This is a genomic window from Rathayibacter sp. VKM Ac-2857 (assembly GCF_013205025.1).
Lineage (GTDB): Bacteria > Actinomycetota > Actinomycetes > Actinomycetales > Microbacteriaceae > Rathayibacter.
This window is the reverse complement of record NZ_JABMLE010000001.1, coordinates 1449341-1465211: the sequence shown is the minus strand read 5'-3', so window position 1 is coordinate 1465211 and position 15871 is coordinate 1449341. Positions and strand designations below refer to the sequence as shown.

Here is a 15871-nt window from a genome sequence, read left to right as displayed (position 1 = left end):
TACCGTGTGAGCACCCGACCACCCGGCTCCAGCCCGGCTCCTCCAGACTCAGATCGGCTCACCCGTGAAGACCCGCTCCCTCGCCCTCGTCGCGCTGCTCGGCAGCACCGCGCTCGCCCTCTCGGCGTGCTCCGGCACGGCCTCCTCGACCGGCGCCTCCGCCGACAGCGGGAAGGTCGCCGTCGTCGCGTCGACCGACGTCTACGGCGATCTGGTCCGCAGCATCGGCGGCGACCTGGTCGACGTCACGAGCATCATCGACAGCCCGGACAAGGACCCGCACGAGTACGAGGCGACCGCCCGCGACCAGCTCGCCCTCTCGAACGCGGCGCTCGTGATCGAGAACGGCGGCGGCTACGACGCGTTCGTCGACACCATGATCGACGCCTCCGGCTCCACCGCCCCCGTGATCACCGCCACCGTCGTCGCCGGGCTCGAGGAGGAGCACGACCACGAGGACGAAGCCGCCGACGCCGATCACGACGAGGCCGGCCACGAGCACGCCGACTACAACGAGCACGTCTGGTACGACCTGTCCGCCGTCCGCGAGATGGTCACCACGATCGCCGACGAGTTGTCCACGATCGACGCGGACAACGCGTCCACCTACGCCGCCAACGCCGAGACCCTCGGCGGCTCCCTCGACGCCCTGATCGACCGCGAGGCCGAGCTCAAGGGCACCCTGGGCGGCCGCTCCATCGCCATCACCGAGCCCGTCCCGCTCTACCTGACCGACGCGCTCGGGCTCGTGAACGCGACTCCGGAGGCGTTCAGCGAGGCGGTCGAGGAGGGCACCGACGTCCCCGCGACCACGCTGCAGGAGACGCTCGCCCTCTTCTCCGACGGCACCGTCGACGCGCTCGTGTTCAACGAGCAGACCGAGAGCTCGCAGACCCAGGCCGTGCTCGACGCGGCGGAGTCGGCCGGCATCGCGACCGTCGGCGTCACCGAGACGCTGCCCGAGGGCGACGATTACGTGACCTGGATGACCGCCAACCTCGACGCCCTCGAGGGAGCCCTCTCGTCGTGACGCCACCCTCCTCGACCCCACCCGGTCCGTCGTCAGCGCCCGCCTCCTCGGAGGCGGGCCTTTCGGCGTCCGTGCTGCAGCTGCGCGGCGCCGGTCTGCGCTTCGGCGACCGCGAGCTCTGGGGCGGCGTCGACCTCGACGTGCGGGCCGGCGAGTTCGTCGCGGTGCTCGGCGCGAACGGCTCCGGCAAGACCAGCCTGCTCCGCGCCGTCCTCGGCCAGCAGCCGCTCAGCAGCGGCGAGCTGCGCGTCCTCGGCGAGCCCGTGCACCGGGGCAACCGCCGCATCGGCTACATCCCGCAGCAGAAGCTCGCCGACGAGGGCACCCCGCTGCGCGCCCGCGACCTGATCGGCCTCGGCATCGACGGCCACCGCTTCGGCCTGCCGCTGCCCTCGCGCTCCCGTTGCGCCCAGGTCGACGCCCTGCTCGCCTCCGTCGGCGCCACCGACTACGCCGACGCGCCGATCGGCAGCCTCTCCGGCGGCGAGCAGCAGCGCGTCCGGGTCGGCCAGGCGCTGGCCGGCGACCCGGCCCTGCTGCTCTGCGACGAGCCGCTGATCGCCCTCGACCTCGCGCACCAGCGCGCGGTGAGCGAGCTGATCGACCGGCACCGCCGCGAGCGGAACCTCGGCGTGCTCTTCGTCACCCACGACGTGAATCCGGTGCTCGGGATGGTCGACCGGGTGCTCTACCTGGCCGGCGGCCGCTTCCGGATCGGCACCCCCGACGAGGTGCTGCGCTCCGAGGTGCTCAGCGAGCTGTACGACGCGCCGGTCGACGTGATCCGCGCGCGCGGCCGCGTCATCGTGGTCGGCGCCCCCGACCACTCGCACGTGCACGAGCACGAGGAGGAGCGCGCATGAGCGACGACGTCTGGTCGCAGATCTTCGACTTCTCCGACTACGGCGCGCTGCTCGCGCTGCTGCTGAACTCCGTGATCGCGGGCGCCGTCCTCGGCGTCGTCGGCGGGCTGATCGGCGTCTTCGTGATGTCGCGCGACATGGCCTTCGCCGTGCACGGGATCAGCGAGCTGTCCTTCGCAGGCGCCTCGGCCGGCCTGCTGCTGGGCGTCGGCGTGGTGCAGGGCTCGATCGTCGGCTCGCTCGTCGCGGCGCTGCTGATCGGGCTGCTCGGTTCGCGCGCCCGCGACCGCAACTCGATCATCGCCGTGCTGATGCCGTTCGGCCTCGGCCTCGGGATCCTCTGCCTCGCGCTGTATCCCGGCCGGAGCGCCAACAAGTTCGGCCTGCTCACCGGCCAGATCGTCGCGGTAGACGACCCGCAGCTGGGCTGGCTGATCGCCATCTCGGTCGTCGTCGTGATCGGGCTCGCGCTGATCTGGCGCCCGCTGACCTTCGCGAGCGTCGACGCCGACGTGGCGGCCGCGCGCGGCATCCCGACCCGGGCGCTCTCGATCGTCTTCATGCTGCTGCTCGGCCTCGCCGTGGCGGTGTCGGTGCAGATCGTCGGGTCGCTGCTGGTGCTCGCGATCCTGGTCACCCCGGCGGCCGCGGCGCTGCGGATCTCGGCGTCGCCGGTGCTCGTGCCGCTGCTCAGCGTGCTCTTCGCGGTCGGCGCGCTGGTGGGCGGGATCCTGCTCGCGCTCGGCGGCTCCGTGCCGATCAGCCCCTACGTGACGACGATCTCGTTCGCGATCTACGTCGTCTGCCGGATCATCGGCCGCAAGGGCGTGCGGCGCTCGCGCCGGCGCTCGCCGGTCGCGGTCGGGGCGGGGGTATAGCGTGGCGCGGGTCGTGAAACGAGAGGGCGGACCGGTGGTCAAGCGGAACACGTGGCAGCGCGAGGCGGTGCGCGAGGCGCTCACCCAGCGCGAGGACTTCGTCAGCGCGCAGGGGCTGCACAGCGCGCTGCACGCCTCCGGCTGGCCGATCGGCCTGGCGACGGTCTACCGCGCCCTGTCCGACCTCGCGGTCGAGGGCGAGGCCGACTCGCTGCAGTCGCCGGACGGCGAGAGCCTCTACCGCGCCTGCACTCCGGGCACGCACCACCACCACCTGATCTGCCGGCGCTGCGGGCTGACCGTCGAGATCGCGGCGGACGCGGTCGAGACCTGGGCGCGCACCGTCGCGGCGCAGAACGGCTTCACGGATGCGCACCACGTCGTGGATGTCTTCGGGCTGTGCGCGGAGTGCACGCGGGCGGTCGCGGCGGCGGAGTGACGGCCGCCTCGAGTCTCGCGGCTCAGGCCGGCAGGAAGATCCCGGCCGCCCGGTCCTTGACGACCGCGCCGGCCGGCAGCACCCGCCCGCTCATCGCGAGGTAGACGCCCGGCGGCAGCAGCTGCACCGCCGCGACGGCCGCGCCGAGGTTGAAGGCGGCGTCGCTGTCGCGCATCCGCGCGGGCTGCATCGCGCCGGTCAGCACCACGACCCGGTCGCGGACGGCGCCGAGCGCCTCGGCCGTGAGCGTCATCGTGTCGGTGCCGTGGGTGAGGACGATGCGGTCCTCCTCGGCAGAGAGCACGCGCTCGCGGATCAGCGCGCGGTCGGCGTCGTCGAGGTCGAGGCTGTCCTTGCGCAGGACCTCCTCGACGCGGAACTCGAGCGTCGAGAGCACGGGCTCGAGCAGGCGCGGGATCGTCGGCGCACCGATCTCGAGCTCGCCCGCGAGCGAGTACTCCTTGTCGATGGTTCCGCCGGTGGTGAGGACGAGGATGCGGTCTGACACCCGATCAGACTAGGCCGGGCCTCCGACACGGCACATCCGTGCGGTTCGGGCGCTGCCGGGCACTCCGGCTCGCTCGATCGGGAACGATGGAGGCATGGCCTCCTCCACCCCGTCTCTGATCCGCACCGGCGCCAAGGTCCTCCTCGGCTCCGCCCTCGTCTTCGCCGGCGTCAGCCATCTGACGCGCGCGCGCGAGGAGTTCCAGGCGCAGGTGCCGGCGTGGGTGCCGCTGGACAAGGACACGGTCGTGCTCGCCTCGGGCGTCGTCGAGATCGGCCTCGGGGCGTCGCTGGTGCTCGCGCGCCGCCGGGCGCCGCTGGTCGGCGCGGCCGCCGCCGCCTTCTTCACCGCGATCTTCCCCGGCAACGTCTCGCAGTACGTCACGAAGACCAGCGCGTTCGGCCTCGACACCGATCGCAAGCGCGCGGTCCGGCTGGTCTTCCAGCCGCTGCTGGTGGCCTGGGCGCTATGGTCGACGCGCCGTCCGCAGCGCTGAGCCCGCAGAACGTCGGCTGACAGCACGACTCATCGCCGATGGCCGATGACGAGGCCTCTCAGCTGATGTTCTGCGCGCCGTCCTGCTCCAGCAGCGGCGCCAGCAGCTCCTCGATCGCCCGCCGGGCCCCGGCCGCGTCGCCGGCGGCGATCGAGTCGACCAGCAGGGCGTGCTCGCGGGCGTGCCGGTCCTCCTCGCCGACGACGTCGTCCTGCAGCACCGTCTCGAACAGCCCGGTGAGCCCGTCGTAGAGCTCGAGGAAGAGCGCGTTGTGCGTGGCCGCGACGACCGCGCGGTGCAGCGCGGTGTCGGTCGCGGTCCGCTCGGCGAGGTCCCCGCCCGCCCAGGAGCGGCTGCGCGCGGCGAGCAGGGCCCGCAGCGTCTCGACGTCCTCCGCGGTCCGCCGCTCGGCCGCCAGCGCCGCGGTCGCCCCGTCGATGGCGAAGCGCAGCTCCAGGCCGTCGCGCCGCTCGGCGCTCGGCAGCCGTCTCCGGAGCGACGTGGTGAGCTGCGAGCGCGCGATCACGAAGGTGCCGCGCCCCTGCTCCCGCCGCACGAGTCCCGACTGCACGAGCGTCTGCACCGCCTCGCGGACGGAGTTGCGCCCCGCGCCGGTCCAGCGCACCAGCTCCGCCTCGACCGGGATCCGCGCGCCGACGGCCCAGCGGCCGGAGCGGATCTCCTCGTGGAAGAGCGCGGTGACGTGGTCGATGACGCTCTCGCGGCGGAACGGCTCCGGGGCGCGCGGATCGACCGCGCCTGGCTCCGGCGCGCTAGGCTCGGCGGGATTCATCCCATCATCCTACCTAGGCAGGCCGCCATGACGTCCACCGTCGTCACCCCGCAGAGGACCGCGCTCCTCGCACTCGCCGCGATCGTGATGACGGCGCTCAACCTCCGCACCGCCGTCACCGGCTTCAGCCCGCTGCTCGAGACGATCGGCGCCGACCTCGGTTTCGGCCCCTCGCTCTACGGCGCCTTCGGCACGATCGTCACCGCGTCCTTCGCTGTCTTCGGAGTGGTCGCCGCCGGGGCCGCGCGCCGCTTCGGCCTCGAGCGCACCCTCGCCGCGGCGACGCTGGTGACCACCGCGGGGCTGGTGCTCCGCGCGCTCAGCCCGAGCCCGCTCGCGCTGGTGCTGTCCTCGGTCGTCGCGTTCGCCGGGGTCGGGACCTCGAACGTCCTGATCGTGCCGATCGTGAAGCGCTACTTCGCCGACCGGCTGAAGGCGATCAGCTCGCTCTACCTCGCGCTGCTCCAGGCCGGTCAGTTCGTCGCTCCGCTCGTGGCGGTCCCGCTCGCCTCCGCCGTCGACTGGCGCTTCGCCGTCGGCGTCTGGGCGGCGCTGACCGCGGTCGCCTGCCTGCTCTGGGCGGCGCTCGCGCGGCAGGGCGGAGCGGGTGCCGCCGCGGCCGCCGCGCCCACCCCGCTCGTCGGCGCCTGGCGCACCCGCCTGCTCTGGGCGATGGTCCTGATGCTCGGGACGACCGCGCTGAACACCTACGCGATCATCACCTGGCTGCCGACGATCCTCGTCGACGCGGGCGCCGACCCGGCCCAGGGCGGCGCCCTGCTCGCCCTCTTCTCGATCTTCGGGCTCGGCGCGGCCTTCGTCGTCCCACCGCTGACCCTCGGGATGCGGAACCCGTCGATCGTGGTGGTGGTCTGCGTCGCGCTGCTCGCCGTCGGCTACGTCGGCCTGCTCGTCGCGCCGCTGGCCGGAGCGGTCGTCTGGGTGGTCTGCCTCGGCCTCGGCGTCAGCACCTTCCCGATGACCCTCACCCTCGTCAACGCGCGCACCCGCAGCACGGCCGGCTCCTCGGTGCTCTCGGGAGCGACGCAGGGCCTCGGCTACGCGCTCGCCTGCGCCGGGCCGCTGCTGATCGGGCTGATCTACGAGGCGCAGGGCAGCTGGACCGGCTCCTACGTCTTCCTGCTGGCGAGCCTCGTCGTGCTGCTGGTCAGCGGGATCGCGGCGAGCCGGCCGCGGTTCCTCGAGGACGAGACGTCGGCGCGCTGAGCTCCGCCGGCTCCAGCTCCGCCGACTCCAGCGCCGCGAGCTGCAGTGCCGCGACCACCCGGCTCAGCCCGAAGCGCCAGGCGCTCTCGACGTCGCCGCCCAGGGTGAACGCCCCGTTGATCTCCATGCCGACGAAGCCGGTCGCCCAGGCAGTCAGGGTGCGCGCGGCCTCGAGCGCGTGCTCCTCGCCCGCGAGCCCGGCGGCGACGCGGAGGACGGAGGCGCTCGCCGCGTCGCGGAACTCCTGCCGGGCCACCGGGGTCCCGGGCGCCGGCGCCATCACCAGGAGGAAGGCGGCGGGCCGCTCGCGACCGAACGCGCGGAGGGCGTCGGCGAGCTCCTCGGCGTCCTCGAGCGGCTCGACCCGCGCGGCGACCTCGCCCAGCGCCGCCTCCGCGACGAGGCGGAGCAGGGTGTCGCGGCCCTCGACGCGCTTGTAGAGGGAGGGGGCGCGCACGCCGACGCGCAGCGCGACGGCCTGCATCGTCACGCCGGCGAGCCCCTCCTCCTCGAGGATCTCGGCGGCGGCGCGGACGATCGCGTCGAGGGAGGTGCGCTCGGGAGTGGGCATGCCCTCCACTATAGCTATTGACAGTAGCCATGATGGCTAGCTACCGTAGCCATCATGGAACTCGCCCCCCACCTCCGCCGCATCGGCTCGGACATCGTCGCCGCCTACCTCGTCCACACGCCCGAGGGCGTGACCCTCATCGACGCCGGTCTGCCCCGGCTCTGGCCCGAGCTGCTCGCCGAGCTGACGGCGATCGGCTGTTCCGTTGACGACATCAGGGGAGTCGTGCTCACCCACGGCGACTCCGACCACATCGGCTTCGCCGAGCGGCTCCGGCGCGAGCACGGCGTGCCGGTGTTCGTGCACGAGGCCGACGCCGAGCGTGCGAAGGGCGGGAAGAAGCCCGCCAACGGCAAGCAGTCGATGAAGCTCGGCGCGCTCGTCGGCTTCCTCGGCTACTTCCTGCGGAAGGGCGGCGCGCGCGTGCCTCCGCTGACCGAGGTCGTGACGGTGCGGGACGGCGAGACGCTCGACCTCCCGGGTGCTCCGCGGATCATCGGGCTGCCCGGCCACTCCGCCGGCAGCATCGCGGTGCACGTGCCGCTCGCCGACGCCGTGTTCGTCGGCGACGGCCTCACCACCCGGCACGTGCTGACGGGCGCGACCGGGCCGGCGCCGGCGCCGTTCACCGACGAGCCGGAGCAGGCGCTCGCCTCGCTGCAGCGCCTGCTGCCGACCGGCGCCACCTGGGTGCTGCCCGGCCACGGCGCGCCCTGGGGCGGGGGAGTGGCGGCCGCGGTCGCGGCGGCGACCCGCGCCTAGCGGCCCCGCAGGGGCGTATCGAGCGGCGGAGCCGCTTCGCGTCCCGGTGATGAGGGCGAGGACGCGTGACGTCCCGTTTCATGCTGGTCGAGTAGCCCCGCAGGGGCGTATCGAGACCCTCCGTCGTCAGCAGGGCGGGTCTGCAGACTCGGCTTCTGACGCTGGTGGATCTCGATACGCCCGCTGCGCGGCCTACTCGATCAGCATGCATTGCGCGCACGGACAAGACCGGCATGCCCCCGTTCCATGCTGGTCGAGTAGCCCCGGAGGGGCGTATCGAGACCCTCCGTCCTCAGCAGGGCAAGTCTGCAGACCCGAGTTCTGACGCTGGTGGATCTCGATATGCCCGCTGCGCGGGCTACTCGATCAACATGGATTCCGCGCACGGACAAGAGGGGCATGCCCTCTGCTTCATGCTGGTCGAGTAGCCCCGGAGGGGCGTATCGAAACCCACCGTCCCCAACAGAGTGGGTCTGCAGACCCGAGTTCTGGCGCTGGTGGATCTCGATACGCCCGCTCGGCGGGCTACTCGATCAGCATGAGGTGCGTCGCCGAGGCGTCCTCGAAACGTCGAGGCGTCCCACTGCTCCTGGACGTCTCGACCGTCCAAGGACGCCTCGGCGGGCGGGTCCGCGGCCCCGCATGCTGGTCGAGTAGCCCCGCAGGGGCGTACCGAGACCCGCCTGCCGCAAGGACGTCGGTCTCTTCCTCCTCCACTCGCTACGACGCCGGGACCAGGTTCCAGCGCGCCGTCAGCAGCTCGACGCCCTTGTCGAACGTCGTCGACCAGGCCGTCGCGTCGTGCGCGCTGTCCGGCACCTCGAGGTAGGTGGTGTCCATCCCGGCGGCCTGCGCGGCGGCGTGCAGGGTCTGCACTCCGGCGAGGAACGAGGTGTCGTTCGCGCCGACGCCGAAGACGGCGAACGAGTCCTTGTAGGGGGCGTTCTTCGCGAGGATCGCCGCGGGCTTGGCCGCCTCGTAGGCCGCCGCGTCGCCGCCGAAGCCCTTCTGGATCGTCGTGGCGTCGTCGCCGAGTGTCGGCGCGAGCTCGCCGGACGCGTCGACGATGTTGCCGAAGAGCTGCGGGTAGCCGGCGCCGAGCTGGATCGCACAGGTGCCGCCCTGGGAGAGGCCGCCGATCGCCCAGTGCTGCGCGTCGCCGAGCACGGGCAGGTTCGCGCGGATCCAGTTCGGCACGTCGACGGTCAGGTAGGTCGCGGAGTTCCCGAGCGGCGAGTCGATGCACATCGGGTTCGCCGTCGGGTCGCCGAGCTGGTCGGGCGAGACCACGATCGGGGCGAGCCCGGCGTGCGCGGCCGCGTAGGTGTCCAGCGTCTGCTGCAGGTGCTCGACCGCGAGCGGGTCGGACGGCGACCCGGGCTGGCCGGACAGCATCACCATCACCGGGAGCAGCGGCGGGTCCTCGGTCAGCGCGGCGGGCGGGAGGTAGACGACGGCGTCCCGGGCGGGGAAGCCCGACTGCGTGGCGGGGATCGCCACGTTGGTGACGCTGCCCGCGGTCGGCATCCCCGCCGGGGCGGTCCAGGTGTCGAGCGAGGCGTGCTCGCCGGCGGGTGTCGCGATCGGGTCGGCCACCGTCGGGTAGGCGCTGATGCCCAGCAGGCTGCGGACGGTGGGGTATTGGCCGAAGTCGATGTTGACGGTCATCGCAGCGGTCGCGACGACGAGGACGCCGACGAGCGCCGAGGCCAGCACCCGCCGGCCGCGCCGGCGGACGAGGGCGTGCACCAGGACGATCAGCGCCACGGCGAGTCCGCCCAGGCCGAGCCCGATCCACACCCGCGTGACGGGGGTGAAGTCGACGCCGAAGAGTCCACCGGTGCCGCCGAGCAGGCCGCCGAGAGCCCAGCCGACGACCAGGCCCAGGAGCAGGACGATCGCCGCCAGGAGCAGGCGGCGGCGGCGCCCGCGGCGGGCCGAGCGCGCGAAGGCGAGGACCAGCAGGAGCAGGGCGAGACCCGAGACCGCGTACACCGCGATCACCACCGGCCCGGAGACGAGGCTGAGCCCGAGGAGTGTGTTCATGGGTCGATCCGGTCGTCGAGGGCGGGGTCGCGGGGGGAGCGGCGGCGGTCAGTCTGGCCCTGCCGTCTGGATGCCGTCTGGACGGTCGCTGGACCGATCGAGAGGGTCGGAAGCTCCTCCCCAGGGGCGTCCTGCCGCGATGCTCCCACCGATGAGGCGCAACCCCGCGCGGCGCGCCTGCCGCGCGGCCTACCGTGGAACGACGCACGCCGCCGCCCTCACGAAGGAGCTCGACCATGACGCAGAACCCTCGCACCCCCGCCGCCGGAGCCCGCGCATGAGCCGCGGCGTCGCCGTCGTCACCGGCGGCACCGCCGGTCTCGGCCGCGCCACCGTCCGCGAGCTGGCCTCGCGCGGCTGGGACGTCGCCGTGCTCGCCCGCGGCGAGGACGGACTCGCCGCGACCCTCGCCGAGATCGAGCAGGCCGGCCGCCGCGGTCTGGCGGTCCCGACCGACGTCGCCGACCGCGAGGCCGTCGAGGCGGCCGCCGACCGCGTCGAGGCCGAGCTCGGGCCGATCGAGCTGTGGGTCAACGACGCGATGGTCGGCGTCTTCGGCGAGTTCCTCTCGACCGACCCGGCCGACTTCGAGCGCGCCGTCGCGGTCAACTTCTTCGGCTTCGTCAACGGCACCCGCGCGGCGCTCTCGCGGATGACCCCGCGCGGCCGCGGCCACGTCATCCAGGTCGGCTCGGCGCTGGCGCACCGGGGCATCCCGCTCCAGGCCGCGTACTGCGCCTCGAAGTTCGGCGCGCGCGGCTTCACCGAGGCGGTCACCGCCGAGCTGCTGCACTCCAAGAGCAAGATCCGGCTCTCCGAAGTGGACATGCCGGCGCTCAACACGATCCAGTTCAACTGGGTGAAGTCGCAGCTGCCGCACCACCCGCAGCCGGTGCCGCCGATCTACGAGCCGGAGGTGGGCGCGATCGCGATCGCCGACGTCGCCGACAAGCCGCGCCGGCGCACCTGGGTCGGCGAGCCGACGGCGGGCACCATCCTCGGCGACCGCTTCGCCGGCGCCTTCATGGACTGGTACCTGGCCCGCAGCGCCTTCGACGGCCAGCAGGCACCGGACAAGAAGGAGCCGATGCTCCCGAACAACGTCTATGAGCCGGTCCCCGGCGACCACGGCGCCCGCGGCCTGTTCAGCGACCGCGCGCACACGATGACGCCGCAGATCTGGATGATCCGGCACCGTGCCGCGAGCTACGCCGGTGCGGCCGTGCTCGGCGCGGCCGGCCTGGTCGGCGCGGTCGCAGCCCTGCGGAGGAAGTGACGTGGTCGACGCGGTCGTCGTCGGCTCCGGCCCCAACGGGCTCTCTGCCGCGGTCACCCTCGCCCGCGCCGGGCTCTCGGTCGCGGTCTACGAGCGCAACGAGACCCTCGGTGGCGGTGCCCGGACGGCCGAGCTGACGCTGCCCGGGTTCCACCACGACATCGGCTCGGCGGTGCACCCGATGGCGCTCGCCTCCGGCTTCTTCCGGCGGTTCCAGCTCGACCGGCGGATCGACCTCCGGCTGCCCGAGATCTCCTACGCGCACCCGCTCGACGGCGGCCGCTCGGGCATCGCCTACCGCGACCTCGAGCGGACGGCGGACGCGCTCGGGCGCGACGGCGCGGCCTGGCGCGCGCTGATGGGTCCGCTCGCCGAGCGCGCCGACCGTGTCGCCGGCTTCACCAACGACGCCCTGCTGAAGATCCCGACCGACCCGTCGGTGCTGCTCCGCTTCGGGCTGCGCGTGCTCGAGCAGGGCTCGCCGCTCTGGAACGCGCGCTTCCGGGAGGAGGTGGCACCGGCCATGTTCGCCGGAGTCGCCGCGCACGCGATCCGGCCGATGCCGAGCCTGTCCACGGCCGCCGCGGCCCTGGCGCTCGGCTCCTACGCGCACGCGCGCGGCTGGCCGGTGCCGGTCGGCGGCAGTCAGGCGATCGTCGACGCGATGGCCGACGACCTGCGCGCCCACGGCGGCACCATCGAGACCGGCGTCGAGATCACCTCGCTGTCGCAGCTGCCGAGCGCGCGCGCGGTGCTGCTCGACCTCACACCGCGGGCGCTGCTCGCGCTCGCTGGCGACCGCCTGCCCGCCCCCTACGCCTCGGCGCTCCGGCTCTTCCGCTACGGCAACGGCGTCGCCAAGGTCGACTTCGCGCTCGACGGCCCAGTGCCGTGGACCGATCCGGAGCTCGCCGGAGCCGGGACGCTGCACGTCGGCGGCACCCGCGCCGAGATCGCGGCGGCCGAGCGCGACGTCGTCCGCGGCCGGCACAGCGAGAACCCGTACGTCCTGGTGGCGCAGCCCTCCGTCCTCGACTCCACCCGCGCGCCGGAGGGCAAGCAGGTCCTCTGGGCGTACACGCACGTCCCGCGCGACTCGCCGGCGCACCAGCGCGAGGCGATCACCGCGCAGATCGAGCGCTTCGCCCCGGGCTTCCGCGACCGCGTCCTCGCCGCGTCCTCGATGACGGCGCGCGACATGCAGGCCTGGAACCCGAACTACATCGGCGGCGACATCGCGGCCGGAGCGGCGAGCGTCGCGCAGCTGCTCTCGCGCCCGATCCCGTCGTCCGATCCGTGGCGGACCCCCGCGAAGGGGCTCTACCTCTGCTCGTCCTCGACGCCGCCCGGCCCGGGCGTGCACGGGATGGCCGGCTGGCACGCCGCCCGCAGCGCGCTCCGGCACGAGTTCGGTATCCGCCGGACGCCCGACCTGTCCCCGTCGCCCGAGCAGACCCGCTCGTCCGATCTGGCACCCTGAGGGTCGGGCGGCACGACCCGCCCGACCCCGCCCTCACGACAAGGAGCCCGCGATGTCCCGCAACACCCGCGTCTTCCACTGCCCGCCCGAGTCCGTCTTCGCCGTCTTCACGTCGGGCTGGCTCTTCCCCTCCTGGGTCGTCGGCTCGTCCCGGATGCGCCGGGTCGACCGCGACTGGCCGCACGTCGGCTCGCAGCTGCACCACTCCTTCGGCGTCTGGCCGCTGGTGATCGACGACGAGACGACGGTGCTCGAGTGGGACCCGTCGCGCCGCTTCATCATCCAGGCGGCCGGCTGGCCGATGGGCGAGGCCCGCGTCCGCCTCGAGGTCGAGCCGCACCGTGACGGCTGCAAGGTCCGCATCCACGAGACGGCGGTGAAGGGGCCGGGGACGCTGATCCCGAAGCCGCTGCTGCACGGGTTCCTCTGGGTGCGCAACATCGAGACCCTGCGCCGGCTCGCGCACATGGCCGAGGCGGGCGCCAACGGCCGCACCCTGCAGCCCGCGGCACTGGCGTCGCCGAAGGACCGCGCGGGAGTCGACTCCCCGAAGCACGTCCTGCCGCGGCTGCTCGGCACCGTCGCGTCGGTCGCCGTCGGCTCCCTCGCGCTGCGCGCCGCCCTCGCCCTGCTGCGCCGAGCGCGGAGCTAGGGGTCGGGGCGGCTCCGGGGAGCCGCCCGCCCCGGTCGCTCAGACGATGCGCTCGATGAGCCGCACGTGGTGGACGGCCACGCGGGTCGGCTCGCCGGCGAAGGCGGCCTCGCGCTCGGGGGAAGCGAGATAGACGCGCTCGATCTCGGCGAACGCCTCCGCGTCGCCGGGGGTGCTGACGGCCCAGACGAACTCGTTCACCTCGCGGTCGGCGTAGGCGAACTCGATCGTGAAGCCGTGCGCGGTGCGGGCGGCGATGATCTTCGCCCGGTACCAGACCAGGAAGTCGTCCATCACCCCGTCGACGAGCTCGTAGCGGCGGAGCTGGACGGTGCGGTTCTCGGAGGCGCTCATGCCCTCGACGGTACCGGGCCGAGTCGTGCCGAGCCGCGCGCTACGCTCGCCCTTGTCGTTCCGGCGCCCGCCCGCCGCATCCCACCCGCAGGAGGCCGCCCTGGATCCCCGCCGTCAGCGCGCCATCGCCCTCCTCGTCGCGGGCTGCTTCTTCATGGAGAACCTGGACGCGACGATCGTCACCACCGCGGCGCCCGCGATCGGCGCCGACCTCGGCGTCGACTCCGCCGCCGTCGCGATCACCGTCACCGCGTTCCTGCTCACCGTCGCGGTGCTGATCCCCGCCTCCGGCTGGCTGAGCGAGCGGTTCGGCGTGCGCCGGGTCTTCACGATCGCGATCGCGGTCTTCACCCTCGCGTCGCTGCTCTGCGCGCTCAGCCCGACCCTGCCGCTGCTCGTGGCGGCCCGGGTGCTGCAGGGCGTCGGCGGCGCGCTGATGGTGCCGGTCGGACGGCTCGCCGTGCTGCGCGTCACGCCGCGGGAGGGGATCATCCGCGCCATCGCGATCCTGGTCTGGCCGGGGCTGGTCGCGCCGATCCTCGCGCCGTTCCTCGGCGGGCTGCTGACGACCTACGCCTCCTGGCACTGGATCTTCCTGATCAACCTGCCGCTGGGCGTCGTCGCCTTCGTGATCGCGCGGCGGATCATCCCGGCCGGCGTCGAGGCCTCGCCGCCTCCGCTGGACGTCGTCGGCCTGCTGCTGGTCGCGGTCTGCCTCGGCGCGCTGGTCGGTGCGACCGGATTCGTGACCGGCACCGGCTCGGACACCGTCGCGCTCGGCCTGGGTGTGGCAGGCGCGCTCGTCACGGCCGTCGCGGTGCGGCATCTGCGCCGCACGCCGCATCCGCTGGTCCCGCTGGACGCCTTCCGCTTCTCGACCTTCCGGGTCGCGAACGCGAGCGGCTCGCTCTACCGGGCGACGATCAACGCGGTGCCGTTCCTGCTGCCGCTGCTCTTCCAGGACGCGTTCGGCTGGAACGCGGTGCAGGCCGGCTCGATCGTGCTCGCGCTCTTCGTCGGCAACCTGGCGATCAAGCCGGCGACGACCTGGCTGCTGCGCACGGTCGGCTTCCGCGGGGTGCTCGTCGCGGCGAACGTCGTCGGCATCGCCTGCATGGTGGCGATGGCGTTCCTCGATCCCGGCGTCCCGATCCCGCTGATCGTGGCGCTGCTGGTGCTCAGCGGTGTCGCGCGCTCGGCCGGCTTCACCGCCTACAACACGGTCACCTTCGCCGAGGTGCCGGCCGAGGGCATGTCCGGCGCGAACACCCTCAGCGCGACCACCCAGCAGATCGCGGCGGGCTTCGGCGTGGCCGCGGGCGGCATTGCGCTCGCCGCCGGCTCCGCGTTCGGCCCGGGTCTCGTCCCCTACCGCTTCGCCTTCCTGACGCTGGCCGTGCTGACCCTCGTCCCCCTCGTCGCGGCCGCCCGCCTGCACCGCGACTCCGGGAGCACCCTCACGCGCTGACCCTCCCCGCGAGATGCCACTTGTGCGCTCGTTCCGCGGCGTGTCGCGCTCATAAGTGGCATCTCGCGGAGGGGATCAGAGGTGCAGAGGGGTCAGAGGGTGAGAGTCAGGCCGTCGAGGATGTCGTGGGCGGTGGTCGTGACCGTCGTCACGGCGGGGGAGGCCTCCTGGACGGCGCGGAGGACCTCCGACCAGACGGCGGCGCCGGCGCCGAGGACGTCCTCGCGGCCGGGGCGGACGTAGGGGAGCGCGGCCGTCTCGGCGGGGGAGAGCGCCGCGAGCTCGTCGCAGGCGGCGAGGACGTCGCGGATCGGCAGGGTCGCCTCGAGGGCGTCGCGGTCGTAGGCCTCGAGGCGCAGCACGTGCGCGGTGACCGTCAGGACGGTGGCAGCGACGCCGACGACACTGCGCGCGGCCGAGAGGTCGACGGAGGAGGCGGCCAGGGCACGGCGGACGTCGGCGCGGATCGCGGCCCGCTGCTCCTCGGTCGGTGCGCCGCCCCCGGAACGGTGGCGCTCGGTGAGCCGGACGCTGCCGACGTCCATCGAGTGCGCCTGCTCGGGGCCCATGTCGCCGACGACCAATTCCGTCGAACCGCCGCCGAGGTCGACGACGAGGACGGGCCGGGCCGCGTCGACGGCCGAGAGCGCGCCGCGGAAGGAGAGGGCCGCCTCCTCCTCGCCGCTGATCGTCTCGGGACGCACGCCGATGATCCGCTCCACCGCGCCGAGGAAGTCCTCGCGGTCGGCCGCATCGCGGGTGGCGGAGGTGGCGACGAAGCGCACGCGCTCAGCCCCGGCCTCACGGACCAGCCCCGCGTACTCGCGGGTCACGGCGAGCGTGCGCTCGAGCGCCTCCGGGTCGAAGCGGCCGGTGCGGTCCACGCCGTGCCCGAGCCGGACGAGCTCGGTGCGGCGGAGGACGTCGACGAGGCGGCCGTCCTCGACGTCGGCGATCAGGAGGCGGAGGGAGTTGGTGCCGCAGTCGAAGGCGGCCACGCGGGTGGCGGTCATGCCGACAGTCTGCCC

General features: G+C 73.7%; 17 protein-coding genes. 11 read left to right on the top strand and 6 right to left on the bottom strand.

The genetic code is table 11. The features are described from left to right. Positions 1-64: 64 nt before the first annotated feature. From HQQ86_RS06865 to HQQ86_RS06850, 4 genes are all read left to right on the top strand, one after another. Complete coding sequence (locus tag HQQ86_RS06865; RefSeq protein WP_173287324.1) at positions 65-1030, top strand: metal ABC transporter solute-binding protein, Zn/Mn family; 966 nt, start codon at positions 65-67, stop codon at positions 1028-1030. Positions 1031-1101: 71 nt separating this feature from the next. Then, entirely contained in the window at positions 1102-1893 is a 792-nt protein-coding gene (locus tag HQQ86_RS06860; protein WP_367948584.1) for a metal ABC transporter ATP-binding protein, read from the top strand. Further along, positions 1890-2771: a metal ABC transporter permease gene (locus HQQ86_RS06855; protein ID WP_173287322.1), complete on the top strand. Its 882-nt coding sequence runs from the start codon at positions 1890-1892 to the stop codon at positions 2769-2771. Before HQQ86_RS06860 ends, HQQ86_RS06855 begins: the two co-directional genes overlap by 4 nt. 34 nt (positions 2772-2805) lie before the next feature. Further along, the gene (locus tag HQQ86_RS06850) at positions 2806-3210 is read left to right on the top strand and encodes a transcriptional repressor (protein WP_173287548.1); all 405 of its coding nucleotides are present in this window, start codon (positions 2806-2808) and stop codon (positions 3208-3210) included. Positions 3211-3232: 22 nt separating this feature from the next. Here HQQ86_RS06850 and HQQ86_RS06845 read toward each other — a convergent pair whose 3' ends face one another. After that, positions 3233-3718, bottom strand: coding sequence for an asparaginase domain-containing protein (locus HQQ86_RS06845; RefSeq protein WP_123444686.1), 486 nt, complete (start codon positions 3716-3718; stop codon positions 3233-3235). A gap of 94 nt (positions 3719-3812) precedes the next feature. Between HQQ86_RS06845 and HQQ86_RS06840 the strand changes: the two genes are divergently transcribed. Next, positions 3813-4214 carry a hypothetical protein gene (locus tag HQQ86_RS06840; RefSeq protein WP_173287321.1) on the top strand — a complete coding sequence of 134 codons (402 nt, stop codon included), beginning with the start codon at positions 3813-3815 and terminating at the stop codon, positions 4212-4214. Positions 4215-4272: 58 nt separating this feature from the next. Here the strand turns inward: HQQ86_RS06840 and HQQ86_RS06835 are convergent, their stop codons facing one another. Then, positions 4273-5007: a FadR/GntR family transcriptional regulator gene (locus HQQ86_RS06835; RefSeq protein ID WP_173287320.1), complete on the bottom strand. Its 735-nt coding sequence runs from the start codon at positions 5005-5007 to the stop codon at positions 4273-4275. A 27-nt stretch (positions 5008-5034) separates the two neighbouring features. Between HQQ86_RS06835 and HQQ86_RS06830 the strand changes: the two genes are divergently transcribed. Beyond that, positions 5035-6234, top strand: a complete 1200-nt coding sequence (locus HQQ86_RS06830; RefSeq protein ID WP_173287319.1) for an MFS transporter — start codon at positions 5035-5037, stop codon at positions 6232-6234. On the opposite strand, the gene HQQ86_RS06825 is transcribed toward HQQ86_RS06830, so the two are convergent. Then, on the bottom strand, positions 6176-6805 hold the full coding sequence (locus tag HQQ86_RS06825; RefSeq protein WP_173287318.1) for a TetR/AcrR family transcriptional regulator: 630 nt from the start codon (positions 6803-6805) through the stop codon (positions 6176-6178). The genes HQQ86_RS06830 and HQQ86_RS06825 overlap by 59 nt on opposite strands. Positions 6806-6859: 54 nt before the next feature. Between HQQ86_RS06825 and HQQ86_RS06820 the strand changes: the two genes are divergently transcribed. After that, complete coding sequence (locus tag HQQ86_RS06820; protein WP_173287317.1) at positions 6860-7567, top strand: MBL fold metallo-hydrolase; 708 nt, start codon at positions 6860-6862, stop codon at positions 7565-7567. Positions 7568-8287: 720 nt separating this feature from the next. Here the strand turns inward: HQQ86_RS06820 and HQQ86_RS06815 are convergent. Continuing rightward, entirely contained in the window at positions 8288-9613 is a 1326-nt protein-coding gene (locus HQQ86_RS06815) for an esterase family protein (RefSeq protein WP_173287316.1), read from the bottom strand. Between the two features lie 277 nt (positions 9614-9890). Here HQQ86_RS06815 and HQQ86_RS06810 point away from each other — a divergent pair, with 277 nt between their 5' ends. From HQQ86_RS06810 to HQQ86_RS06800, 3 genes are read left to right on the top strand one after another with little or no spacing between them, the layout of a single operon-like run. Next, positions 9891-10889 carry an SDR family oxidoreductase gene (locus HQQ86_RS06810; RefSeq protein ID WP_173250804.1) on the top strand — a complete coding sequence of 333 codons (999 nt, stop codon included), beginning with the start codon at positions 9891-9893 and terminating at the stop codon, positions 10887-10889. Position 10890: 1 nt separating this feature from the next. Continuing rightward, the gene (locus HQQ86_RS06805; RefSeq protein WP_173287315.1) at positions 10891-12369 is read left to right on the top strand and encodes an NAD(P)/FAD-dependent oxidoreductase; all 1479 of its coding nucleotides are present in this window, start codon (positions 10891-10893) and stop codon (positions 12367-12369) included. A gap of 52 nt (positions 12370-12421) precedes the next feature. After that, positions 12422-13021: an SRPBCC domain-containing protein gene (locus HQQ86_RS06800; RefSeq protein ID WP_173287314.1), complete on the top strand. Its 600-nt coding sequence runs from the start codon at positions 12422-12424 to the stop codon at positions 13019-13021. Between the two features lie 39 nt (positions 13022-13060). On the opposite strand, the gene HQQ86_RS06795 is transcribed toward HQQ86_RS06800, so the two are convergent. Then, complete coding sequence (locus tag HQQ86_RS06795; RefSeq protein WP_173287313.1) at positions 13061-13375, bottom strand: hypothetical protein; 315 nt, start codon at positions 13373-13375, stop codon at positions 13061-13063. A gap of 52 nt (positions 13376-13427) precedes the next feature. Between HQQ86_RS06795 and HQQ86_RS06790 the strand changes: the two genes are divergently transcribed. Beyond that, on the top strand, positions 13428-14843 hold the full coding sequence (locus tag HQQ86_RS06790) for an MFS transporter (protein WP_254071791.1): 1416 nt from the start codon (positions 13428-13430) through the stop codon (positions 14841-14843). A 92-nt stretch (positions 14844-14935) separates the two neighbouring features. Here HQQ86_RS06790 and HQQ86_RS06785 read toward each other — a convergent pair whose 3' ends face one another. Continuing rightward, the gene (locus HQQ86_RS06785; protein ID WP_173287311.1) at positions 14936-15856 is read right to left on the bottom strand and encodes an exopolyphosphatase; all 921 of its coding nucleotides are present in this window, start codon (positions 15854-15856) and stop codon (positions 14936-14938) included. Positions 15857-15871 lie beyond the last annotated feature (15 nt).